The sequence below is a fragment of the Bradyrhizobium sp. BWC-3-1 genome (assembly GCF_032917965.1).
In the GTDB taxonomy this organism is placed as follows: domain Bacteria; phylum Pseudomonadota; class Alphaproteobacteria; order Rhizobiales; family Xanthobacteraceae; genus Bradyrhizobium; species Bradyrhizobium canariense_D.
The window spans coordinates 1,230,569-1,250,818 of sequence record NZ_CP136625.1; the positions used below are offsets into that span (position 1 = coordinate 1,230,569).

23 protein-coding genes are annotated in these 20,250 nt (G+C 64.8%); 6 read left to right on the plus strand and 17 right to left on the minus strand.

Annotation, left to right across the window (positions count from 1 at the left end):
* Positions 1-20: 20 nt before the first annotated feature.
* Complete coding sequence (locus RX329_RS05970) at positions 21-992, minus strand: bifunctional riboflavin kinase/FAD synthetase (protein ID WP_085358077.1); 972 nt, start codon at positions 990-992, stop codon at positions 21-23.
* A gap of 228 nt (positions 993-1,220) precedes the next feature.
* Between RX329_RS05970 and RX329_RS05975 the strand changes: the two genes are divergently transcribed.
* Complete coding sequence (locus tag RX329_RS05975; RefSeq protein WP_007596883.1) at positions 1,221-1,616, plus strand: response regulator; 396 nt, start codon at positions 1,221-1,223, stop codon at positions 1,614-1,616.
* A gap of 120 nt (positions 1,617-1,736) precedes the next feature.
* On the opposite strand, the gene RX329_RS05980 is transcribed toward RX329_RS05975, so the two are convergent.
* From RX329_RS05980 to uvrC, 9 genes are all read right to left on the minus strand, one after another.
* A complete protein-coding gene (locus RX329_RS05980) occupies positions 1,737-2,591 on the minus strand; it encodes a TIGR01459 family HAD-type hydrolase (RefSeq protein ID WP_085358079.1) in 855 nt (284 codons plus the stop codon).
* Positions 2,592-2,606: 15 nt separating this feature from the next.
* Positions 2,607-4,079: an EAL domain-containing protein gene (locus RX329_RS05985; protein ID WP_085358081.1), complete on the minus strand. Its 1,473-nt coding sequence runs from the start codon at positions 4,077-4,079 to the stop codon at positions 2,607-2,609.
* A gap of 144 nt (positions 4,080-4,223) precedes the next feature.
* Positions 4,224-5,354 (minus strand): YihY/virulence factor BrkB family protein, encoded by a 1,131-nt coding sequence (locus RX329_RS05990; protein ID WP_026232540.1) that lies wholly within the window; start codon positions 5,352-5,354, stop codon positions 4,224-4,226.
* 2 nt (positions 5,355-5,356) lie between these two features.
* Entirely contained in the window at positions 5,357-5,956 is a 600-nt protein-coding gene (locus tag RX329_RS05995; RefSeq protein ID WP_085358082.1) for a hypothetical protein, read from the minus strand.
* Positions 5,957-6,046: 90 nt separating this feature from the next.
* Complete coding sequence (prmB, locus tag RX329_RS06000; protein WP_085358084.1) at positions 6,047-7,006, minus strand: 50S ribosomal protein L3 N(5)-glutamine methyltransferase; 960 nt, start codon at positions 7,004-7,006, stop codon at positions 6,047-6,049.
* A complete protein-coding gene (locus tag RX329_RS06005) occupies positions 7,006-7,482 on the minus strand; it encodes a molybdenum cofactor biosynthesis protein MoaE (protein WP_085350078.1) in 477 nt (158 codons plus the stop codon). The genes prmB and RX329_RS06005 overlap by 1 nt, the downstream gene beginning before the upstream one ends.
* 3 nt (positions 7,483-7,485) lie before the next feature.
* Positions 7,486-7,737: a molybdopterin converting factor subunit 1 gene (gene moaD, locus RX329_RS06010; protein ID WP_018453492.1), complete on the minus strand. Its 252-nt coding sequence runs from the start codon at positions 7,735-7,737 to the stop codon at positions 7,486-7,488.
* Positions 7,734-8,351, minus strand: a complete 618-nt coding sequence (gene pgsA, locus RX329_RS06015; protein ID WP_007596859.1) for a CDP-diacylglycerol--glycerol-3-phosphate 3-phosphatidyltransferase — start codon at positions 8,349-8,351, stop codon at positions 7,734-7,736. The genes moaD and pgsA overlap by 4 nt, the downstream gene beginning before the upstream one ends.
* 99 nt (positions 8,352-8,450) lie before the next feature.
* Positions 8,451-10,520 carry an excinuclease ABC subunit UvrC gene (uvrC, locus tag RX329_RS06020; protein ID WP_018453494.1) on the minus strand — a complete coding sequence of 690 codons (2,070 nt, stop codon included), beginning with the start codon at positions 10,518-10,520 and terminating at the stop codon, positions 8,451-8,453.
* Positions 10,521-10,769: 249 nt separating this feature from the next.
* Here uvrC and RX329_RS06025 point away from each other — a divergent pair, with 249 nt between their 5' ends.
* Positions 10,770-11,393, plus strand: coding sequence for an outer membrane protein (locus tag RX329_RS06025; protein WP_085383808.1), 624 nt, complete (start codon positions 10,770-10,772; stop codon positions 11,391-11,393).
* 71 nt (positions 11,394-11,464) lie between these two features.
* Here the strand turns inward: RX329_RS06025 and RX329_RS06030 are convergent, their stop codons facing one another.
* The 4 genes from RX329_RS06030 to RX329_RS06045 form a co-directional block, all read right to left on the minus strand.
* Entirely contained in the window at positions 11,465-11,680 is a 216-nt protein-coding gene (locus tag RX329_RS06030; protein WP_007614865.1) for a cold-shock protein, read from the minus strand.
* A 250-nt stretch (positions 11,681-11,930) separates the two neighbouring features.
* A complete protein-coding gene (locus tag RX329_RS06035; RefSeq protein WP_085358086.1) occupies positions 11,931-12,791 on the minus strand; it encodes a 23S rRNA (adenine(2030)-N(6))-methyltransferase RlmJ in 861 nt (286 codons plus the stop codon).
* Positions 12,792-12,843: 52 nt separating this feature from the next.
* Positions 12,844-13,536 carry a ribonuclease T2 family protein gene (locus tag RX329_RS06040; RefSeq protein ID WP_085358088.1) on the minus strand — a complete coding sequence of 231 codons (693 nt, stop codon included), beginning with the start codon at positions 13,534-13,536 and terminating at the stop codon, positions 12,844-12,846.
* 119 nt (positions 13,537-13,655) lie between these two features.
* Complete coding sequence (locus tag RX329_RS06045; RefSeq protein WP_027565385.1) at positions 13,656-14,120, minus strand: hypothetical protein; 465 nt, start codon at positions 14,118-14,120, stop codon at positions 13,656-13,658.
* A gap of 182 nt (positions 14,121-14,302) precedes the next feature.
* Between RX329_RS06045 and RX329_RS06050 the strand changes: the two genes are divergently transcribed.
* A complete protein-coding gene (locus tag RX329_RS06050; protein ID WP_085358090.1) occupies positions 14,303-14,596 on the plus strand; it encodes a hypothetical protein in 294 nt (97 codons plus the stop codon).
* 45 nt (positions 14,597-14,641) lie between these two features.
* Entirely contained in the window at positions 14,642-15,172 is a 531-nt protein-coding gene (locus RX329_RS06055; RefSeq protein WP_085358092.1) for a DUF3617 domain-containing protein, read from the plus strand.
* A 169-nt stretch (positions 15,173-15,341) separates the two neighbouring features.
* On the opposite strand, the gene RX329_RS06060 is transcribed toward RX329_RS06055, so the two are convergent.
* From RX329_RS06060 to RX329_RS06070, 3 genes are read right to left on the minus strand one after another with little or no spacing between them, the layout of a single operon-like run.
* Positions 15,342-16,730 carry an ATP-binding protein gene (locus tag RX329_RS06060; RefSeq protein WP_027520375.1) on the minus strand — a complete coding sequence of 463 codons (1,389 nt, stop codon included), beginning with the start codon at positions 16,728-16,730 and terminating at the stop codon, positions 15,342-15,344.
* Positions 16,731-16,747: 17 nt separating this feature from the next.
* Positions 16,748-17,479 carry a response regulator gene (locus tag RX329_RS06065; protein WP_018453502.1) on the minus strand — a complete coding sequence of 244 codons (732 nt, stop codon included), beginning with the start codon at positions 17,477-17,479 and terminating at the stop codon, positions 16,748-16,750.
* Positions 17,476-18,015, minus strand: a complete 540-nt coding sequence (locus tag RX329_RS06070) for a MarR family winged helix-turn-helix transcriptional regulator (RefSeq protein ID WP_007596846.1) — start codon at positions 18,013-18,015, stop codon at positions 17,476-17,478. Before RX329_RS06070 ends, RX329_RS06065 begins: the two co-directional genes overlap by 4 nt.
* A 339-nt stretch (positions 18,016-18,354) precedes the next feature.
* Here RX329_RS06070 and RX329_RS06075 point away from each other — a divergent pair, with 339 nt between their 5' ends.
* Both RX329_RS06075 and RX329_RS06080 read left to right on the plus strand, forming a co-directional pair.
* Entirely contained in the window at positions 18,355-19,437 is a 1,083-nt protein-coding gene (locus RX329_RS06075) for a branched-chain amino acid aminotransferase (RefSeq protein WP_026232543.1), read from the plus strand.
* A gap of 268 nt (positions 19,438-19,705) precedes the next feature.
* Positions 19,706-20,230 (plus strand): YegJ family protein, encoded by a 525-nt coding sequence (locus tag RX329_RS06080; RefSeq protein WP_018453504.1) that lies wholly within the window; start codon positions 19,706-19,708, stop codon positions 20,228-20,230.
* Positions 20,231-20,250: the final 20 nt, after the last annotated feature.

Sequence of the window (20,250 nt, forward strand, 5' to 3'; positions counted from 1 at the left end):
CGGCGGGCCGGTTTCCGGCCTCAATCGAAGACGCCAAGCCGCGGAAACGCGTCCGGGGCGGCGGCGAGCATGGCCCGGGCGTGGGCGGAATCGTCGTCCATCTGGCGGATCAGGGCATCCAGGCCGTCGAATTTCAGCTCCTCGCGGATGAAGCCGATAAAGGCGCAGTCGAGCGTCTGTCCGTAAAGGTCGCCCTTGAAGTCGAACAGAAAGATTTCCAGCAGCGGCGCACCATTGTCGAACGTCGGGCGGCGGCCGAAGCTTGCCACCCCGTCCAGCCGCTCCACGCCGCGGCCGACCCGCACCGCATAGATGCCGTGCTTGAGGCCGCAATTGGCATCAAGGCGGATATTGGCGGTGGGATAACCGAGGTCGCGGCCGCGCTTCTCGCCGTGGATGACCTCGCCGGTGATGAACCAGGGCGCGCCGAGCATGGCCGTGGCCTCGTCGAGTTGGCCTTCGGCGAGCGCGATCCGGATCGCGCTGGAGGAGACCGGCCGCTCGTCGATATCGACATGCGGCTGCACGTCGACCTCGATGCCGAGCCGGGGCGCCTCGTTGACGAGGAGGCTCGGCGAGCCGACCCGACCCTTGCCGAAGTGGAAGTCGTAGCCGACGGCGATTCCGCCGATGCCCAGGCGCCCGATCAGGTCGTGGTGAATGAAGTCTTGCGCGCTGGTCCCGGCGCGGGACTTGTCGAAGGTCATGACCACGGCGCCGTCAAGTCCGGTGCCGGCCAGAAGCCGCAGCTTGGCACGCTCGTCCGTCAGGCGGAATTGCGGGGTGTTGGGGCTGAAAAACCGGCGCGGATGCGGCTCGAAGGTCAATGCCAGCGCAGGGCGGCCATGTAGCCGGCCCATTTCCAGGGCCGCAGCGATTACGGCGCGATGGCCGAGATGAACGCCGTCGAAATTGCCCATGGCGACCACGGCACCCCTTGCAATGGCGGAGTCCGGCGTGGTGTCGCGGATAACGGTAAAATGCGGGGCCATCAGGGGAATCTCGAACCGGCGGGACCGGCCGGGACCGTGGCGCGACGGGCCGGATGAAGTCAAGCGGGAGGGGGCGGCCGCATCGAGTGCGATTTCAGTCCACCGGGGGCGTTCCCAGTTAACGCGCTGTTTAACGCCTTGGTGCTAGTCCTTGGGCGTGGAACCGCGGGGCTCCGGCCCGGCAGGTCCGATCGTAATATTTCCTGGGTTTGCGTTGGGGGAGTCGAGATGGCGGTTGATTTGTCGATGTCGGTTCTGGTGGTTGACGACTACAGCACCATGATCCGTATCATCAGGAACCTCCTGAAGCAGCTTGGCTTCGAGAATATCGATGATGCAAGCGACGGTTCGGCAGCGCTGAACAAGATGCGTGGCAAGAAGTACGGGCTCGTGATTTCCGACTGGAACATGGAGCCGATGACGGGTTACGACCTGCTGCGCGAAGTGCGCGCGGATCCGAACCTCGCCACCACGCCCTTCATCATGATCACGGCCGAATCAAAGACCGAGAACGTGATCGCGGCCAAGAAGGCCGGCGTGAACAACTACATCGTCAAGCCGTTCAACGCGGCGACGCTGAAGACCAAGATCGAGGCGGTCTTCCCGGACATGGCGAGCGCGTAAGGCGCGATCGAAGCCATCAGTTGAATTCGGAAAGCCCGGGCGATTGTCCCGGGCTTTCTGCGTCGGGTTCGTCGTTCCGGAATCGACGCCCCACATCAACCGGGAATGACGATCAACTCGCTACCACTTCAGTTCGCGCATCAGCGCCTTCGGGGGATGGCCGAACAATTCCAGCACCGACGCCGGGTCGAGCTGGTCGAGACCCTCGAACTCCTCGGCATGGATGCCGCGGGTCACGAACAGGCAATCGATGCCGAACTCGCGCGCGCCGGTGAGGTCGGTCCGGACGGAATCGCCGATCGCGAGCACCTTTTTGCGGTCGATCTGGTGGCCCTGGCGTTCGCCGGCGAGCGCCATCGCGCGCTCGTAGATCGGCCGGTGCGGCTTGCCGTAGAAGATCACCTCGCCGCCGAGCTCGCGATAGAGCTCCGCGATCGCGCCGGCGCAATAGATCAGGCGGTCGCCGCGTTCCACCACGATGTCGGGGTTGGCACAAACCAGCGTCAGCTTGCGCTCGCGCGCCTTCAGCATCATGCCGCGATAGTCTTCCGCCGTCTCGGTCTCGTCGTCATAGAGGCCGGTGCAGACGATGTAATCCGCCTCTTCCAGCGGTGCGGTCACCGCATCGAGGCCGCGATAGATCGAGTTGTCGCGCTCGGGGCCGAGCCAGAACATCTTGCGGCCGGGATGGTCGGCGACATAGAGCCGCGTCAGGTCGCCTGAAGACACGATCGCGTCATAGGTCTCGTCGGCGACGCCGAGCTTGCGCAATTGCCGCTGCACGGAGTCGGCCGGGCGCGGCGCGTTGGTGATCAGGATGACCGTACCGCCGCGGCTGCGGTAGGTGTGCAGCGCCTCGCAGGCTTCGGGGAAGGATTCGAGACCGTTATGGACCACGCCCCAGATGTCGCTGAGCACGACGTCCACGCCCGTCACGAGTTCACGCAGGCTTTCGGCGAAATGCAGTGTGGTCATGATGCGTGCGGCCGATCAGATACGTCGCGCGAGCGCGGCGTTGCCGGTGACGCGCTGTGGCGCAGACGCAGCCGACGTCGCGCCTGAGCTGGATATGCCGGAGCCATTGGATCCCTGAATGTCCTGTGCCTGGTTCGGCGCGGCGGTAGCAGATGACCCCTCCGGCCGCAATGGCCGGGGCGGCGCGAACAGGAACCCCTGGCCGAACCGCACGTCATAATCGAGCAGGTCGATCACGGCGCGCTCGCCCTCGATTCGCTCGGCGATCAGATCGATGCCGAAGCGGCCGAGCAGGTCGGAGAGATCGGACGGGTGGATGTCCGAGGCCGAAGCCTGCCTGGGGTCGAGCAGGAGCGAGGCCGGCACCTTGATGAAGCGCACGCCGCGATCGGCGAGCTCGCGCGGTTCGATGCGCAAATCGGTGACATGGTCGATCGAGAAACGGAAGCCGCGCTGGGCGAGCGCCGCGAGATTCTCGGTTTCGGCCGGGCCGAGATTGCGGAAGGTGGATTGCTTGAATTCCAGCACCAGCGAGGGCGCCAGCGCCCGATTGGCTTCGAGGAAATCGAGGTATTGCGCGAAGGTCGTGGAATTGCCGAGCGTGGAAGCCGCGACGTTGCAGAACACGCCGACTTCCTTGTTGCGTACCATCAGGCGCCGCAGCACCTGCACGCAGCGCAGCATGACCATGTTGTCGATGCGCCCGATCAACCCGGAGGCCTCCGCGATGCTGATGAACTCCTCGGCCGCGACCAGCTGGTCACGCTCGTCGCGCAGGCGCGTCACGGCCTCGTAGAACCGGACCTTGCGCTGCGGCAGCGACACCATCGGCTGGAGGAAGATGTCGATGCGGTTCTCGTCGATCGCGTTGCGGAGCGTCGCCAGCAATTGGGTCTGGTTGCGGCCGTTGGCGGTCTGAACCGGATTGGCGGTCTGGGTCTGGATCGCCGGTGCTGCCGGCCGCATTGGCGGCGGCGCGGGCGCCGGGGCAGCCGGCCGTTCCTCCTCGAACGTGGCCATCAGGTCGAGCGGCGCGTCCGGCTCCTGCCTTGCGACCGGCGCGGGGGCCGACACTGGCGCGTTGCCGGCCATCAGATCCTCATGGGCCGACACGGTGGTGGCGAGTTGCCTGACCAGTCCGCCGAGTTCGTTGATCTCGCCGACCACCGACTGGATGCGGTCGGAGTTGGCCGAATTGGAAGAGGCGATGCGTGCTTCGATCGTGGCGAGCCGGCGGCCGAATTCGGCGACCTGACGGGCGAGGTCGGCGGTGCCGCGCGAAAGATCGGCGATCTGGCCGCCGACGTCGCTGCGGTCGCGCAGTCGCATCGACACTGCATTGTAGAGGATCAGGAAGGTCAGCGCCGTCAGCGCCACGATCGCGGATTCGGTTCCGCTGATGCCGGCGACCGCGTAGAGCACGAGCCCGAGCGAGGCGGCGACCAGAACCATGCAGATCGCGATGAAGATCGTCGAAATACGAATCATGCCGCGCGTTACGCCTTCAAGAGCTGACTGCCTGACCGGGAAAACACGGGTGGCGTTTCGAACCCCGTCACGCCGCATGCTCCCCCAAGCGGCATGAGCTTAACATCATTGTTGATTCGAGGGGATAGCGGCCCGATCGCAGAGTCAGGATGGCGCCGCAGCGCCGACCGTGTCGGCCGAGACGGCCTCGCGGGTGCCAAGCGGCTTGGGCGGCCCGGTGGTCGTGTCGCGCAAGGTCTGCCGTTCGATCTCCGAATTCAGCTCAGCCCCGAACATGATGACGATGGCCGACATCCACATCCACATCATCAAGCCGATCGCAGCGCCGAGCGAGCCGTAGGTCGCGTTGTAATTTGCGAATTCGGACAGATACCAGGACAGCAGCGCCGAGCCGGCGATCCAGAGGATCGCGGCCGTCACAGCGCCGGGGCTCAGCCATTGCCAGCGCGGGGCGTCGCGGCTGGGCGCGAAGCGGTAGAGGACGGCGAGCGCCGCAAGGAGAATGACGAACAGCACCGGCCATCGCGCCAGCGCCACGATCAGCTTGCTTTCGGGCGCCATGCCGAGGTGGTTGAGCGCGAGCGGGAAGGCGACGACGGCGCCCACCATCAGCAGCAGGGCAACGATGCCACCGACCGTGAAAGCCAGCGAGACCGTGTTCAGCCGGATGAAGCTGCGCTTTTCACGCTCCTCATAGGCGACGTTGAGGGCGTCGAAGATGGCTTTGACGCCGGCATTGGCGCTCCAGATCGCGAGCACGAGTCCAAACAGGAAAGTGAAACCAAGCGTCGCGCCGCCGTTCGACACGACGCGCGCCACCTGGTCCTCGACGATCTGGAACGCGCCCTCGGGCAGCATCATCGCGAGCGATTGCAGGTTGGAACTGATCGTCGAGGGATCGGCGAACAGGCCATAGAATGAAACCAGCGCCGTGATGGCGGGAAAGATCGCGAGCAGTCCGAAAAAGACGACGCCGCCGGCGGTCGCGAGCAGGCGATCCTCGTCGATGCGCTGATAGGTGCGCCAGAGGATGTCCTTCCAGCCTGCCCACGGGATCGCGAACGGGCTTTTCGCGCGGCGGCCGCGGCCGGGCTGCGAGGCTGCGCCCGTCGGGCTCGTTTCCGGCGAATTCGCCTCGCCGTTGCGGTGGTCTTGCGGAGGTCCCGGCCGGATCAGGCCAGAATCCTGGAAATACCGTTCCGCGGTGAGCACGAACACGGTCGTGGCTGCGACTAACAGCCAGCTGTCGAATTGCTCGGCGCGCCGCATACGCATTTTCAGGTATCCGCTCCGTGGCCGTGACGCCGCCTGCGCGCGGCCGTGATCCCGACCAGCCCAACGGCCGCGAGCATCAGCCCGAGTTGCACGGGCCGGTTGGACCGAGCCGGCCACGTGCTGCCGCCATGTCCTGACTCATGTCCTCGTTCGCCCGGCGCGAGCGGCGCCAGGGGAATTGTCGTCGCGACCTCTTTCACCGCCTCCCTCACCGTTCCGCGCGGGATGCGCGGGGTGGCGATAGCCACCCGCAGGCGGCTGGCGAGCGGCACGATCGGCTTGGTCTTGCGCTTCATCTGGGCCATGGCCACGCCGGCGCAGGCGGCGGCCAGGACCAGGAGCACAGCGCCGACGGCGCCGAACCCCCAGAATTGCCCGTAATGGATTGCAATCCAGCGGTACAGGGCGATCAGGCCGACGAAGAAGGCTGCGACGACGAACAAGCCCGCAACCGCGAGCAGTCCGGCCGCAGCCGCGTACGACGTCATGCGCCCTGTGGCCTGGTTGCTCCGGTCGCGGGCATAGGACTGGGCGGCGCGCTTGAGATGGTTGAGCTTGAGCGCGACGCCGGCGCGCAGCAATTCGCCCGATGGCGCAAGCATGCGGTTATCCTCCGAGTGCGAGAAAATTCGTCGGGGGATGAACGTGGCGGTATTTGACTTGTTCCGACGAGGTCTGCCCGCCGTGATGGATCAGCCGAGATCGGTTGCCGCGATCCAGAACACTTCGCCCTCGGAGTCCTCGGTGTCGAGCCAGAGCAGCGGCAATTCAGGAAAGGCCTCGTCAACCAATTCGCGGCCGCGGCCGATCTCGCAGATCAGCCCGCCATGCGGCGTCAAATGGCCGGGCGCATCGCGCAGGATCCGGCGCACCACATCGAGACCGTCGGCGCCGCCGTCGAAGGCGAGCTTCGGCTCGGCCCGGCACTCGGGCGGCAGCGCCGCCATGCCTTCGGCGTCGACATAAGGCGGGTTGGTGATGATCAGGTCGTATTTGGTGTTACCGAGTGGGGCGAACAGGTCGCCGCGATGCAGGCTGATCCGGCCATCGAGCCCGTATTCGCCGACATTTCGTCTGGCGACGTCGATCGCGCCCTTCGAGATATCGACGGCATCGATCGTGGCGTTCGGGAAATGATGCGCGGCGAGGATCGCGAGGCATCCCGATCCCGTGCAGAGATCGAGCACGCGCTCGACGGCGCTGGAATCGTCGATCAGCGAGCCGGCTTCGCCGTCGCCGCCGAAATGCGACTCCAAGAGTTCACCGATGAAGGAGCGCGGAACGATGACGCGCTCGTCGACATAAAACGGCAGGCCGCGCATGTAGATCTTGTTGACGAGATACGCGGCCGGTTTGCGCGTGGTGACGCGCTGATGAACGAGATCGATGATGGTCCTGCCCTCGGCGGTCGTGACGCGCGCGTTGGCAAAAATCTCGAACTGCTCGGGATGCAGATGCAGGGCTTCACAGACCAGGAAAGCCGCTTCCGCGACCGGATCGGGCGTGCCATGGGCAAAGGCGAGCTTGGCCTCATTGAAGCGGCTCACCGCATAGCGGACGAAATCGATCAGCGTGAGAAGCTCGCCGCGGCCCAGTTTCGCGAGCTTTGGCGCGGCGCGGCCGCGCACGGCCTTTTTGGATGTTGTTGCCATCAGGATCGGGTCCAGCGTGCGGCGGCTTCGTCGTCGCGGGCCTGGGCCTCGACCCAGCCGGTGCCGGTGGCGCTCTCTTCCTTCTTCCAGAACGGCGCGTTGGTCTTGAGATAATCCATCAGGAACTCGGCTGCCTGGAACGCTGCCTGGCGGTGCTGCGAGGCGGTCAGCACCAGCACGATGTTCTGGCCGGGCATGAAACGGCCGACGCGATGGATCACCGTGACGCCGCTGAGAGGCCAGCGCGAGATGGCCTCGTCGGCATGGCGCCTGATCTCTTCCTCGGCCATGCCGGGATAATGCTCCAGCGAGAGCGCGGCGATCTTCGCGCTGTCTTCGTCGCTGCGGCAGATGCCGGAAAAACTCACGACCGCACCGATGTCGGTGCGGTTCCCGGTCAGCACCGCGATCTCGCGTGCGATGTCGAAATCGTCTTGCTGGATACGGATGGTGACGGGGCAGGTGGCGACGGACATGGCCTAGCCGCCGGTCATCGGCGGGAAGAACGCGATCTCGCGAGCGCCCGCGATCGCGGCGTCCGACTTGACGTGGGCATGGTCGATCGCGGTGCGGATCACCTTCGGCTTCTCGAACGCATAGGCGTAGGCTTCGCCTTGGCCGGACAGCCAGGCGATCAGCTCTTCCACGGTGCGCACGGTCGCAGGCGGCTCGATCGTCTCCTCGGCCTTGCCGATGCGCTCGCGCACCCAGGCGAAGTACTTCACCTTCATCCCTCATCCTCCTTGATGAGGTGATGGATGCCGGCGCCGAAATAGTCGTAGCCGGTGTACATGGTGAGGATCGCCGAGGCCCAGAGCAGCGCCAGCCCGATCATCGAGACCATGGGCACGACCTCATCGCCGGCCGGACCAGCCAGCAGGAAGCCGATGGCGATGAGCTGAACCGTCGTCTTCCATTTCGCAAGCTTGGTCACGGGCACGCTGACACGCAGCGCGGCAAGATATTCGCGCAGGCCCGAGACCAGGATCTCGCGGCACAGGATCACGATGGCGGCCCACAGCGACCAGCCGTGAATGATGCCGTCGGCGGCCAGCATCAGCAGGCACGAGGCGACCAGAAGCTTGTCGGCGATCGGATCGAGCATGCGGCCGAACGCCGATTGCTGATTCCAGATCCGTGCGTAATAGCCGTCGAGGTAATCGGTGACCGCAGCCGCGATAAAAATGGCGACGGCGACCCAGCGCAGCCACAGCGGGCCGTCCATGATCGACTGTGCGTAGATGCACCCGACCACGACCGGGATCGCGGCGATCCGGCCGTAGGTCAGGATGTTCGGGAGGGACATCGCGCGGCTGGTCGTCCCTCGTGTCGTGGCGATGTTCATCCGTCCTACCAATACCGCTGCAGCCTGAAGGTCAACCGTTCCGCTCCCCAAATGGGGTGCGGGATGCGACGACCATATGACCGCGGCCCCCCTTTTATTTCACCCCGGCTGGGGATGGAAATACTCGAAAATCCTGCGGGCGCTCTCGGCGCTCACCCCCGGAACCTTACCGAGATCGGTGATCGAGGCCCGTTCGATCTCCTTCAGGGTTCCGAAATGATGCAGCAAGGCACGTTTGCGTGACGGACCGATGCCAGGAATCTCCTGCAAGCCGGCCTCGCGGATGTCCTTCTTGCGCAGCTTGCGGTGCGAGCCGATGACGAAACGGTGCGCCTCGTCCCGCAGCCGCTGGATGAAATAGAGCACGGGGTCGCGCGGCTCCAGCTTGATCGCCTCGCGCTCCGGCATGAACAGGGTCTCGCGGCCGGCATCCCGGTCCGGCCCCTTGGCCACCGACATCAGCGCCACCTGGGTCAGGCCGAGATTTGCAAAGATGTCCCGGACCGCGTTGAGCTGGCCGCGGCCGCCATCGATGATCACGAGATCGGGCCATTGCGGGAAGTCGTCGTCCTTGGCTTTGGCCGCGTTGTCCTCGGGTGGATTGATCAAGCGCTTGAAACGGCGTTCGAGCACCTCGCGCATCATCCCGTAATCGTCGCCGGGCGTCAGGCCCTCCGACTTGATGTTGAACTTGCGATACTGGTTTTTCACAAAACCGTCCGGGCCGGCGACGATCATGGCGCCGACTGCGTTGGTGCCCTGGATGTGGCTGTTGTCGTAGACCTCGATCCGCTTCGGCGCATGCGTCAGGCTCAGGGTCGTGGCCATGGCGTCCAACAGGCGGCTCTGCGTCGCGGTGTCCGCGAGCTTGCGGCCCAGGGCCTCGCGCGCGTTGGTGAGCGCGTGGGTGACGAGCTCCTTCTTCTCGCCGCGCTTCGGCATGGACACTTCGACCTTGCGGCCCGCCTTGATCGACAGCGCGTTGGCAAGCAGCTCGCTCTCCTCGATCTCGTGCGAGAGCAGGATATTCCTCGGCGGCGGCTTGTCGTCATAGAACTGGGCGAGGAAGGAGCCGAGCACCTCTTCCGGCGTATATGTCTTCTCCGCGCGCGGGAAATAGGCGCGGTTGCCCCAGTTCTGCCCGGTGCGGAAGAAGAACACCTCGACGCAGGAGAAGCCGCCCTCCTGGTGGATGGCGAACACGTCGGCTTCTTCCACCGTGCGCGGATTGATGCCCTGCTGCGACTGGATCGCGGACAGCGCAGCGAGGCGGTCGCGGTAGAGCGCGGCGCTCTCGAATTCGAGCTCGCCGGAGGCCTTCTCCATCTCCGCGGCAAGCTCCTGCTTCACCGCATGGCTCCTGCCGGACAGGAAGTCGCTCGCCTCGCGCACCAGGGTCGTGTAGCCGGGGAAGTCGATCTCGCGGGTGCAGGGGCCGGCGCAACGGCGGATCTGGTAGAGCAGGCAGGGCCGCGAGCGACTCTCGAAGAAGGAATCCGTGCAGGAGCGGATCAGGAACGCGCGCTGAAGTGCGGTGATGGTGCGGTTGACGGCGCCGGCGGAGGCGAACGGGCCGAAATAGCGACCCGGCCGCGTCTGCGCGCCGCGATGCTTCAGGATCTGCGGCGCCCAATGGTCGCCCGTGATCAGGATATAGGGAAACGACTTGTCGTCGCGCAGCTGCACGTTGAAGCGCGGCCGAAGCTGCTTGATGAGGTTGGCCTCCAGCAGCAGGGCTTCGGTCTCGGTGTGGGTCGAGATGATTTCCACGGTCACCGTGGCGGCGATCATGCGCAGGATGCGCGCCGGCTGCGGCGCACTCTGGCGCGCATAGTTCGACAGGCGCTTTTTGACGTTCTTGGCCTTGCCGACATAGAGCACGTCGGCATTCGCATTGAGCATGCGGTAGACGCCGGGCGAGGTGGGGGCGAGGCGCACCGCGCGTTCGATCGCCTCGTGGCCGGTCGCCAGCGGCTCTTCGCCGACGGTGCCGCTCTCTTCCAGGATGTCCGGCAGCCGCGCATCGTCCTCGTCGTCGCCATTCGCAGTGGCGGGATCGAGGTCCGGCGGCGCGGCTTCCGTTTCCTGGGGCGGGACGTCGGGTGCGTTGCCGCGCACGGGTTTGCGTACGCGTGCGTCGTCCGGATTGTCGGGGGAATCGTGAACCATGGTGCGAATTTAAGCGCTGCGGGTGTCGATTTGAAGTTCCGGCCGAGCGGCACGCACAGGATGGCGGCGCAGTTCCCGGTAACGCTTGCTTAAGCCTGTTAACAGCGCGGTAACCCGGCTTAACAGGCCTTTAACTTAAAACTCTCGATAAATCTTACGCGAAAAAGGGTGGTTCCGTAACCATGCGGTTTTGCCTCGCGCGGCGGCGCGGGCATCGCAGCGGTGACGGGAGTTGCGTTGGAGTGTGTGATGAAGAGGCTCGTTGTGGGCGCAGCCGCGTTGGCTGCGGTCGGCTGGACGGCTTCGGCAGAGGCCGCCGATCTCAATTACGGGCAGCGTGCGCCCTACACGGTCAATCAGCCGCTCAATGCCTATAGCTGGGCCGGTCCGTATCTCGGTGGCAATCTCGGCTACGAATGGGGTTCGGTGAGCAACAATCCCGCAAAACCGTCGGGCTTCGTCGGCGGCGTTCAGGCCGGCTACAATTTCCAGAACGGCCCATGGGTGTTCGGCGTCGAGGGCGACATCCAGGCCGCCGGTGCCGACGACACCTTCGCGCCGTGGAAGTTCTCCAATCCGTGGTTCGGCACCTTGCGCGGCCGCGCCGGCTACGCCTTCAGCAACGTGCTGTTCTACGGCACGGCGGGCCTCGCCTTCGGCGAGCTGCGCGCGCAGACGTTCGGCTGGACCGAGTCGCACACCAGCGCCGGCTGGACCATCGGTGCCGGCGCGGAAGTTATGTTCGCGCCGAACTGGAGCGCCAAGCTCGAATATCTCTATATCGATCTCTCGACGAGTCAGTTCGCGATTACGGGCGTGTCAAACGGCTATAGCGCCAGCGTTGTGCGCGCAGGCGTGAACTATCACTTCTGATAGCTAAAGAAGAAAATACCGGACCAACCTCCCGGCCGCTTGCGGCCGGGATTTTTTTGACGCTTGGCTCGCTAGGGAAGGATGACCAAATCGACCGCCTTCGGCCCCTTGCCCTTCTTGTCCGGTTCGACTTCGAAAGTAATACGCTGTCCTTCGGCAAGGTCCTTCAGTCCGGCCCGCTCCACAGCAGTAATATGTACGAAGACGTCGCGGCCCCCGTCGTCCGGTTTGATGAATCCGTAGCCGCGCTCACCGTTGAAAAACTTGACCGTTCCCGTCATGGCCATCGGGAAACTCCCCCTCATTGCTCCTCCGTCGTGACGCAGACGCGCGTCACGACATGACCGGGCCTTACGAAGCCCGGGAGCTGGCCATCCTTCGGCAGACCATTCGGTCCGACTGGATCTTTCTTAGGCCTTCACTCCGCCGCAACCATTCGCGGAAGCGGAACGTAAAGCCAGTCACCGCAACAGCATAATACGGTTCTCTGCAGATTGACTACCGCTCCTGCATATTTTTCCCAAGAATGCCGGAGTGTTACGGTCTCGGCACCTCCAATCGGAATCTGGCAGCGCCACCCTGGCCGAGCGGCATCTCCAGCTCCGGCAGGATCGTCTTGAGTTCGCCGTGCAGCGTGTAAGGCGGATTGACGATCAAGAGCCCGCTGGAGGTGAGGGCTGCGCCGTCGGCTTGCGGCGCCACGCTGAATTCGAGGCGCAGGCATTTTCCCGGCGGCTTTGCTGCGGCTGCGAGCCGCGCCACTGATTGCACCAGCGTGTCGGTGGCGCGTCGGCTCTTGGCGGGATACCAGATTACATAGATACCGGTCGGCCATTTCGCGAAAGCCGCCGAGAAGGCCTCTGCGAGCTTTTCGAACTCGTCCTTTGCCTCGAAGGGCGGGTCGATCAGAACGAGCCCACGCCGTTCCTTCGGCGGCACGAAAGCCGGCAGCGCCATCCAGCCGTCGAGGTCGACCACGCGGGCCTGTTCGTCGCGGCGCAGTACGCCGATCAGCGCCTTGCGCGCCTTCGGCTCGAGCTCGCAGAGCAAGAGGCGGTCCTGCGGCCTCAGCAGGCCGCGTGCGATCAGCGGCGAGCCCGGATAGGCCTTGAGCTCGCCCTTCGGATTGAAGGCGCGGACGATGTCGAGATAGGGCTTGGTCAGCGCCATGGCGTCGTTCGACAACCGCGCCTGCATCAGCCGCGCAATGCCCGTCAGCCACTCGCCGCCCCGGCGCGCTTCGTCGCTTTCGAGATCGTAGAGGCCAGCGCCGGCATGGGTGTCGATGACGCGGAACGCACCCGGCTTGTCCTGGAGATAGGTGATGATGCGCGTCAGCACGATGTGCTTGATGATATCGGCGAAGTTGCCGGCATGGAAGGCGTGGCGGTAATTCATGCAAGAGCACTACGCCACGTGACGGCCCGAGCAAAGAGGCACGACGCCTGGGCTAGCCACCCCGGATCGGCGGCATCGTCACCTGGTCGCGGCGGCAGGCGCGGCGGTCGATCTCCTCGCAGGCGCGGAATTGCAGGTCCTTGCTGAGGCAGATGCGGACTTCCGATAGCCGCGTCCGGTTGCAGGTGATCGAGACGGCGGCATTGCTGAGGCCCGGATTGGCCTTGATGAAGGCTTCCTCCACCTCCGCCGGCGCCACGGTCTTGGCCTGCGATAGATCGAGATATTCGGCTGGAATCTTGATCGCGGCGCGCGCCTTGCGGATCGTCTCGAAATAGCTGCGGTCAGCGAGCCCCGAGCAGGTGCCGTGCTTGTCCCACTCATTGAAGATCAGCCCCGGCGCCGGCATCAGATCGAGCATGGAGGAGACGATACTGCGGTTCAGCCGCGGCGAGGGCCGCTGGCAATATTCCGGAAATCCGTTCTCATATTGTGGCCACAGACCATGCACCACGAAAGCGTAGGGCCGTCCGCTGCACTGGGTCTGCGAGCGGCCGCCGCGCTCCGCCGCCTCCTCGCAGAAAGAGGGCGACCAAGACAGTGACAGCACATAAAAATCGAATTCGCCGGGCGTGTTCTGCCGCTTGTCCTGGGCCTTTGCGCCATCGGCCAGCGCAGCCAGCCCGGCCGCAAGCGTCAGCGAGATCATCAGGCGGGAGAACGAATGCAATCGGGAATGAAACATGGCGACGCCCCTCAACTAGACTGTGCAGGCAAGCCTAGCAGGCGATAAGAACATTTCAAGAACAAAATGCGGGCGACCGTCGTTCGGCCGCCTGATCGGTCCGGATCAGAACGTTTCAATTACTGTTTGGCGGCGCGGCAGGCCGGGTTGTAGGCCCAGTTGCGGTCGAGCCCGACCACGCACCATTCGACGCCTTGGCCGTAGCCGGCGAAGCCGCCATCCTCCACGATCGAGAAATGCACCTTGCGCATCTTGCCGTCCGTGAGCATGGCCTCGCCGGTGCAATAGCGGCGCGGGATGTTGTCGGATGCCCAAGGCCGGAACGCGGTCTCGTGAACGGCGGCGAAGCCGGTGATCTTCAACGAGGAATTCCAGAACGAGCTTTCTTTCTCCCAGAACTGGCTGGCGATCGTCGGCAGCGCCCTGTCGCATTCGGAGACGTTGCCGTCATAGCGCGGCCCGCTCAGCCAGAAATTCAGCTCCAGCGGATTGGCGGCCCTGGCCTCGCCGAGCGACAGCGCCCCGAACAGGAGGCCGAGCACGGCGGCAAAGCGGAGCGATTTCAGGAAGGTCGAGGCGCGCATGGATGATCCAGACAGCATGATCTGCAAGGGTCGGACGGTGCCGTGAAGGCCGGGGGAGGTCAAGTGCAGCGCGGCAACACTTGCCGACGAGTTGACCGCAATGCTGCGTTGGACCGGCCATCCGTTCTTTCCACCGCCCCGCCGGCACCGTAAACTGTCGGCAACCAATCGGAGTGACGGGAATGCGAATCATTGCGGCCGCGGGTCTACTTGCCCTGGGTATGATGGCGAGCCAGTCGGCGCGCGCCGATCTGCTTCCGGTGCCTCCGTTCAAGGGCAACGACACTGGCGGCATCATCGCCTATTCGATGGCAACCCAGGTCGATGCGCGGCAGGTCGCGGTCGATCACTGCGCGCGCTACGGCAAGGTCGCCAAATTCCTGGCGGTGCAGGCCTATGAGGGCGGCTACATCTCGTTCTCCTGCCGCTGGGTGCCCTATGGCGCCGCCGACCTGCCGATCCGCACGCTCTACTGAGGCGCTTTCGTTAGCGCCGCTATCTCGCAGCGGGGAGCCTCCCACATGACGCGCAAGCTCGCTTTGCTCGGCTCCGCCTTTTGCCTTGTCGTATCGGCAAGCAGCGCTCGCGCTGACGACCTGCCGGTGCGCAAGGCGGGGCTGTGGGAATTGAAGATGGTCAGGACCGGCACGCCGGTGCCCGAGATGACCATGCAGCACTGCACCGACGAGACCGTCGACAAGGAGATGAACAACAACATCTCCCCGATGGCCAAGCAGATCTGCGCCAGGCAGGACATCAAGAAGACCGCGACCGGCTATGTCAGCGATTCCGAGTGCAATGTCGCCGGCATCAGCACGACCTCGCATGCCGAGATATCCGGCGATTTCAATTCGGCCTATACCGTGAAGACGTCGTCGCACGCGCAAGGCGGCGCCGCCGGCGCAGCAGGCCGCGACACGACCATGCAGCTCGAAGCGAAATGGCTGGGGGCCTGCAAGCCGGACCAGAAGCCCGGCGACATCGTGATGCCCGGCGGCTTCAAGATGAACGTGCGCGACATGGACAAGCTGAAGGCGCTGCTGCCGAAGTAAGGCTCTTCCCCTCTCCCCTTGTGGGAGAGGGTGGCTCGCCGCGCAGCGGCGAGACGGGTGAGGGGTTTGTCTCCGCGTGTGACTCTTTTCGCTTTGAATTCGCGGAGAGAGACCCCTCATCCGGCGCTTCGCGCCACCTTCTCCCACAGGGGGAGAAGGGAAGAGGCAGCTACACCGGTATCCGCACGCTCGCCCTTAATCCGCCCATCGGACTGTCGCCAAGCGTGATGTCGCCGCCGTGCGAGCGGGCGATGTCGCGGGCGATCGCGAGGCCAAGACCTGTGCCGCCTTCATCCTGGTTGCGGGCGTTGTCCAGCCGCAGGAACGGCTTGAACACCTCTTCGCGCAGATGGGCGGGAATGCCCGGCCCGTCATCGTCCACCGTCACGGTCAAATAACGGTGATCGCGCTGGCCGGTGATGGCGATGCTCTTGCCGTAGCGGGCGGCGTTGGTGACGAGGTTGGCGAGGCAGCGCTTGAATGAGGCCGGCTTCACCGTGACCACGGGCAGCCCGTTGAACGCAACGGTCGCCGTGTGGCCGTGGCGCTCGGCGTCGCTGCGCAGCTCCTCGAGCGCCTGGGCCATGTCGGTCGGCTGCGACTGCTCGCCGGAATCGCCGCGGGCAAACGCGAGGTAGTCCTCGAGCATCATCGACATCTCGTCGACGTCCTTGCGCATGCCCTCCATTTCGGGGCTGTCGCCGATCAACGCCAGCTCGAGCTTGAACCGCGTCAGGATCGTGCGCAGATCATGGCTGACGCCGGCGAGCATCGCGGTGCGTTGCTCCATCGTTCGCTCGATGCGCGACTTCATTTCGAGGAAGGCGACCGACGCGCGCCGCACCTCGCGCGCGCCACGCGGGCGGAAATTCGGCGCCTCGCGGCCCTTGCCAAAACTTTCGGCGGCGTCGGCAAGTCGCAGGATCGGCTTGATCTGGTTGCGCAGGAATAGCACCGCGACGATCAGCAGGATCGAGGACGTGCCGACCATCCAGAACAGGAAGATCTCCGAGTTCGAGGCATAGGCGGCGCTGCGCTGCGCGAACACGCGCATCACGGCATCGTCGAGCTGGATCCGGATCTCGACGAGGTTGGAGCGGCCGACCGTGTCGATCCAGAAGGAGCGCCCGATCTGGCGGCCGAGCTGCACCGACAGCGTCTGGTCGAGCAGCGAGAAGAACGGCTTTGGTCCCGGCGGCGGCATGTCGCCGGCCGGGAGGAAATCGACGACGAGGCCGAGGCGCTGCTGCGCGATGCGGCGGATCTGGTCGCGATCCTTGTCTTGCGGGTAGCCCTTGTAGACGTCGATCAGCGCGGCGATGTCCTGCACCACCGCGGCCGACAGGCGGCGTGTCACCGTGTTCCAGTGCCGCTCCATGAACACGAAGGCGACCACCGATTGCAGGATCACCATCGGCACGATCATGATCAGCAGCGCACGCGCGTAGAGGCCGGTCGGCATCCAGCCCTTGAACGCATTGCCCATCCAGCCATTGGCGGCGGAGACGCGGCCGGCGGCGCTCTTCAAAAGCGTCAGGCCGCTATCGATCGTGCTCATCGGTGGCGCTTCACTCTTTATGGCGAGGCTACCAGCCGGTAGCCGATGCCGCGCACGGCCTGGAGGAACAGCGGATTGGCGGGATCGGTCTCGATCTTGCGCCGCAGGCGGTTGATCTGCACGTCGACGGCGCGCTCGTTGACGCTGCCATTGCCGGTCAGCGCGCTGCGCGGCACGGTCTCGCCCGGTGTCTCCGACAGGATCCGCAGCATCTCGCGCTCGCGGTCGGTGAGGTGAATGACGTCTTCGCCCTGGCGCAGTTCGCCGCGGTCGAGGTGGTAGATGTACGGGCCAAACGCGATCTTCTCCACCGCAGCGGCCTGCGGCGGCGGCGCGGCGCGCTTGAGGATGTTGTTGATGCGCAGCGCAAGCTCGCGCGGCTCGAACGGCTTTGCGACGTAGTCGTCGGCGCCGATCTGCAGGCCCTCGATGCGCGCTTCGGCTTCGTGCCGCGCCGTCAGCATCACGATCGGCACTGATGACGAGGTCCGGATGAAACGCGCGAGATCGAAGCCGGTCTCGCCGGGCATCATGACATCCAGGATCAAGAGATCGAAGTGCAGGCCCAAAAGCTTGGAACGGGCGTCGCTGGCGCTGGCGGCGGTCGAGACGCGATAGCCTTCGCCGGCAAGGAAGCGCGACAGCAGGTCGCGGATGCGGCGGTCGTCGTCGACCAGCAGGAGATGCGGAGCATCGTCGGCGGGGCGTGCCGGCGGGCGTGCGAGCGTGGCAGCGAGCGGCACGGTCACTCCTTGTCCTGATTGACGGTGGCAAAGATCGTCTCGAGCACCTTGTCGGGATCGTCGCGGTCGATCATCGCGCGCAGGAAGCGCTTGACGGTTTCGGCATCCTGCGGCGCCATCTCGGCGAGCGCCTTGGTGATGCGCGTGGTCTGGAGACCGGCGAGCTTTTGCACCAGCGCCTCGCCCTTCGGTGTCGCAAACAGCAGGCGTTGGCGGCGATCATTGTCGCCGGTCTTCTGCACGATATAGCCCTCGTCCAGGAGCTGCTTGAGCACCCGGCCGAGCGATTGCTTGGTGATGCGCAGGACGTCGAGGAGGTCGGCGACCTTGAGGCCGGGATAACGATAAACAAAGTGCATGACGCGGTGATGGGCCCGGCCGAAGCCGAACGCCTCCAGCTCCTGGTCGGGATCGCCGACAAAATCGCGATAGGCGAAGAACAGCAGTTCGATGATATCCCAGCGCAAATTGCCTCCGTCGTCTGCGGCCGGCCGCGGCCCGGCTGCGTCTTGAGAAGGAGTCGCGAAATTTATGTCAGGCATATTGACGTATCTTGGTCTCAATGTTACAAAACGATCAGCCCGCACGAAATTTTAGATCGTTTCGCGTCGGGTGGGCATCGAAGCAAGGCGGCCGCAGTGGGCCGGACAGGCGGAGACGGCCGGAGCAGATCTACCGTGCGATTGTCGAACGGCATTTCGGCAAAACATACTGGACTTCCGTCTTCCGCAAAAGCATGTCCTCGGTGACATGCTGGCCACGGAAACCGGCCGTAACAAGGCTGGCGGCGGTCCGGCCAGAAACCAATCGAGCCAGCCGGGCCCAAATCGGGGCAGGCGGGTGCCACAACGGCGCCGCTACCGGCAGCGGGAGGCAAGGACATGAGCATGAAATTCGACATCCAGCCCGCATCCAATCCGACCTCCGAGAAGGATCGGGTCGCCAAGCTGGTCGACCCCGGTTTCGGGCGGGTCTTCACCGACCACATGGCAGTGGTCCGCTACAACCAGGCCAAGGGCGGCTGGTACGAGGCGCGTGTCGAGGCCCGCGCCAATTTCCAGCTCGATCCGGCCGGCGCCGTCCTGCACTACGCCCAGGAAATTTTTGAAGGCCTCAAGGCCTACAAGCGCGACGACGGCGGCGTGAACCTGTTTCGCCCCGATGCCAATGCCCGGCGCTTCAAGGACTCGGCGGACCGCATGGCGATGGCGCAGCTCCCTGAAGACGTCTTCATCGAGGCGGTCGAGCAAATCGTGCGCATCGATCGCGCCTGGATGCCGGGCGGCGAGGGTAGCCTTTACCTGCGCCCCTTCATGATCGCGAGCGAGACCTTCCTCGGCGTCAAGCCGTCGTCCGAATACATTTTCGCGGTGATCGCCTCGCCGGTCGGCTCCTACTTCAAGGGCGGCCCCGCGCCGGTCTCGATCTGGGTGTCGGAGAATTACACGCGCGCTGCCGTCGGCGGCACCGGCGCCGTCAAATGCGGCGGCAACTATGCCGCAAGCCTGCGTGCGCAGGCCGAGGCGATCCAGCACGGCTGCGACCAGGTCGTCTTTCTCGATGCAATCGAGCGCCGCTACATCGAAGAGCTCGGCGGCATGAATGTGTTCTTCGTGTTCGACGACGGGTCGCTCTCGACGCCGCCGCTGGGCACCATCCTGCCCGGCATCACCCGCGACTCCATCATTGCGCTGGCCAAAGACGCCGGCAAGACCGTGCGTGAGGAGCCGTACTCGCTCGACCAGTGGCGCAAGGATGCGGCCAGCGGCAAGCTGAAGGAAGCGTTTGCCTGCGGCACCGCCGCCGTGATCTCGCCGATCGGCACGGTGCGCTCGGTGAGCGGCGATTTCGAGATCAGCGGCGGTGCCGCGGGCCCCGTCGCCATGGGCCTGCGCAAGCAGCTCGTCGACATCCAGTACGGCCGCACCAACGATCCGCACAACTGGATCCGGAAGGTGGATTGAGGCCCTTCTTCCTTCTCCCCTTGTGGGAGAAGGTGGCGCGAAGCGCCGGATGAGGGGTTCTATCCGCGAGTTCAAGGGTCAGTTGGACTCGCGGATAGAACCCCTCACCCGTCTCGCCGCTACGCGGCGAGCCACCCTCTCCCACAAGGGGAGAGGGGAAAAGGGCATCGCTGGTTGGCTTTTCTCGCCATGAACGCGACACCATGATCGTGCGACAAAGTCCAAGACCTCGCATACCCAGACATCGAGTCATCCGGACATCGCGATCATGACATCCACTCTTCCCCAGTCCCTGAAATGGGTCGTTCTTGCCGCGGTCACCGGCATCACCGTATTCGGCATTCTGACCATCGGCCCCAAGCCGGACGTCTCCGCTGAGGGCCGTTCGCCCGTCGTCGACGTGCGCACCACCGATCCGGAGATGAACACCGCGATCGCGCGCGCCCGCGGCACGCTGCCGACCTTTTGGGCCTCCTACGAGGCGCCGAAGCCGTCGGAGACAGGGCATGCCCTGAAGGTGCACTTTTCGACCCGCAAAGGCGGTGAGCACATCTGGATGGCCGAGGTGAAGAAGCTACCCAATGGGGCCTATTCCGGCCTCTTCGCCAACGAGCCACGCGATCTGGCCGGCAAGCGGGCAGGCGATAAGGTCGAATTCACTGAAGCCGACATCTCGGACTGGATGTTCATGCGCAACGGCAAGATCGTCGGCGGCGAAACCATCAAGCCAACGCTGAAGTCGCTGCCGAAAGCGGATGCCGACGCGCTCCGGGCCCGGATGGAGCAGCCGTAAGCGATTACCCGGCAGTTGCC

Excerpts from the sequence above, each read along its gene's own strand:
- RX329_RS05970 (WP_085358077.1), bottom strand. The coding sequence starts at position 992 with ATGGCCCCGCATTTTACCGTTATCCGCGACACCACGCCGGACTCCGCC.
- RX329_RS05975 (WP_007596883.1), top strand. The coding sequence starts at position 1,221 with ATGGCGGTTGATTTGTCGATGTCGGTTCTGGTGGTTGACGACTACAGC.
- RX329_RS05980 (WP_085358079.1), bottom strand. The coding sequence starts at position 2,591 with ATGACCACACTGCATTTCGCCGAAAGCCTGCGTGAACTCGTGACGGGC.
- RX329_RS05985 (WP_085358081.1), bottom strand. The coding sequence starts at position 4,079 with ATGATTCGTATTTCGACGATCTTCATCGCGATCTGCATGGTTCTGGTC.
- RX329_RS05990 (WP_026232540.1), bottom strand. The coding sequence starts at position 5,354 with ATGCGTATGCGGCGCGCCGAGCAATTCGACAGCTGGCTGTTAGTCGCA.
- RX329_RS05995 (WP_085358082.1), bottom strand. The coding sequence starts at position 5,956 with ATGCTTGCGCCATCGGGCGAATTGCTGCGCGCCGGCGTCGCGCTCAAG.
- prmB (WP_085358084.1), bottom strand. The coding sequence starts at position 7,006 with ATGGCAACAACATCCAAAAAGGCCGTGCGCGGCCGCGCCGCGCCAAAG.
- RX329_RS06005 (WP_085350078.1), bottom strand. The coding sequence starts at position 7,482 with ATGTCCGTCGCCACCTGCCCCGTCACCATCCGTATCCAGCAAGACGAT.
- moaD (WP_018453492.1), bottom strand. The coding sequence starts at position 7,737 with ATGAAGGTGAAGTACTTCGCCTGGGTGCGCGAGCGCATCGGCAAGGCC.
- pgsA (WP_007596859.1), bottom strand. The coding sequence starts at position 8,351 with ATGAACATCGCCACGACACGAGGGACGACCAGCCGCGCGATGTCCCTC.
- uvrC (WP_018453494.1), bottom strand. The coding sequence starts at position 10,520 with ATGGTTCACGATTCCCCCGACAATCCGGACGACGCACGCGTACGCAAA.
- RX329_RS06025 (WP_085383808.1), top strand. The coding sequence starts at position 10,770 with ATGAAGAGGCTCGTTGTGGGCGCAGCCGCGTTGGCTGCGGTCGGCTGG.
- RX329_RS06030 (WP_007614865.1), bottom strand. The coding sequence starts at position 11,680 with ATGGCCATGACGGGAACGGTCAAGTTTTTCAACGGTGAGCGCGGCTAC.
- RX329_RS06035 (WP_085358086.1), bottom strand. The coding sequence starts at position 12,791 with ATGAATTACCGCCACGCCTTCCATGCCGGCAACTTCGCCGATATCATC.
- RX329_RS06040 (WP_085358088.1), bottom strand. The coding sequence starts at position 13,536 with ATGTTTCATTCCCGATTGCATTCGTTCTCCCGCCTGATGATCTCGCTG.
- RX329_RS06045 (WP_027565385.1), bottom strand. The coding sequence starts at position 14,120 with ATGCGCGCCTCGACCTTCCTGAAATCGCTCCGCTTTGCCGCCGTGCTC.
- RX329_RS06050 (WP_085358090.1), top strand. The coding sequence starts at position 14,303 with ATGCGAATCATTGCGGCCGCGGGTCTACTTGCCCTGGGTATGATGGCG.
- RX329_RS06055 (WP_085358092.1), top strand. The coding sequence starts at position 14,642 with ATGACGCGCAAGCTCGCTTTGCTCGGCTCCGCCTTTTGCCTTGTCGTA.
- RX329_RS06060 (WP_027520375.1), bottom strand. The coding sequence starts at position 16,730 with ATGAGCACGATCGATAGCGGCCTGACGCTTTTGAAGAGCGCCGCCGGC.
- RX329_RS06070 (WP_007596846.1), bottom strand. The coding sequence starts at position 18,015 with ATGCCTGACATAAATTTCGCGACTCCTTCTCAAGACGCAGCCGGGCCG.
- RX329_RS06075 (WP_026232543.1), top strand. The coding sequence starts at position 18,355 with ATGAGCATGAAATTCGACATCCAGCCCGCATCCAATCCGACCTCCGAG.
- RX329_RS06080 (WP_018453504.1), top strand. The coding sequence starts at position 19,706 with ATGACATCCACTCTTCCCCAGTCCCTGAAATGGGTCGTTCTTGCCGCG.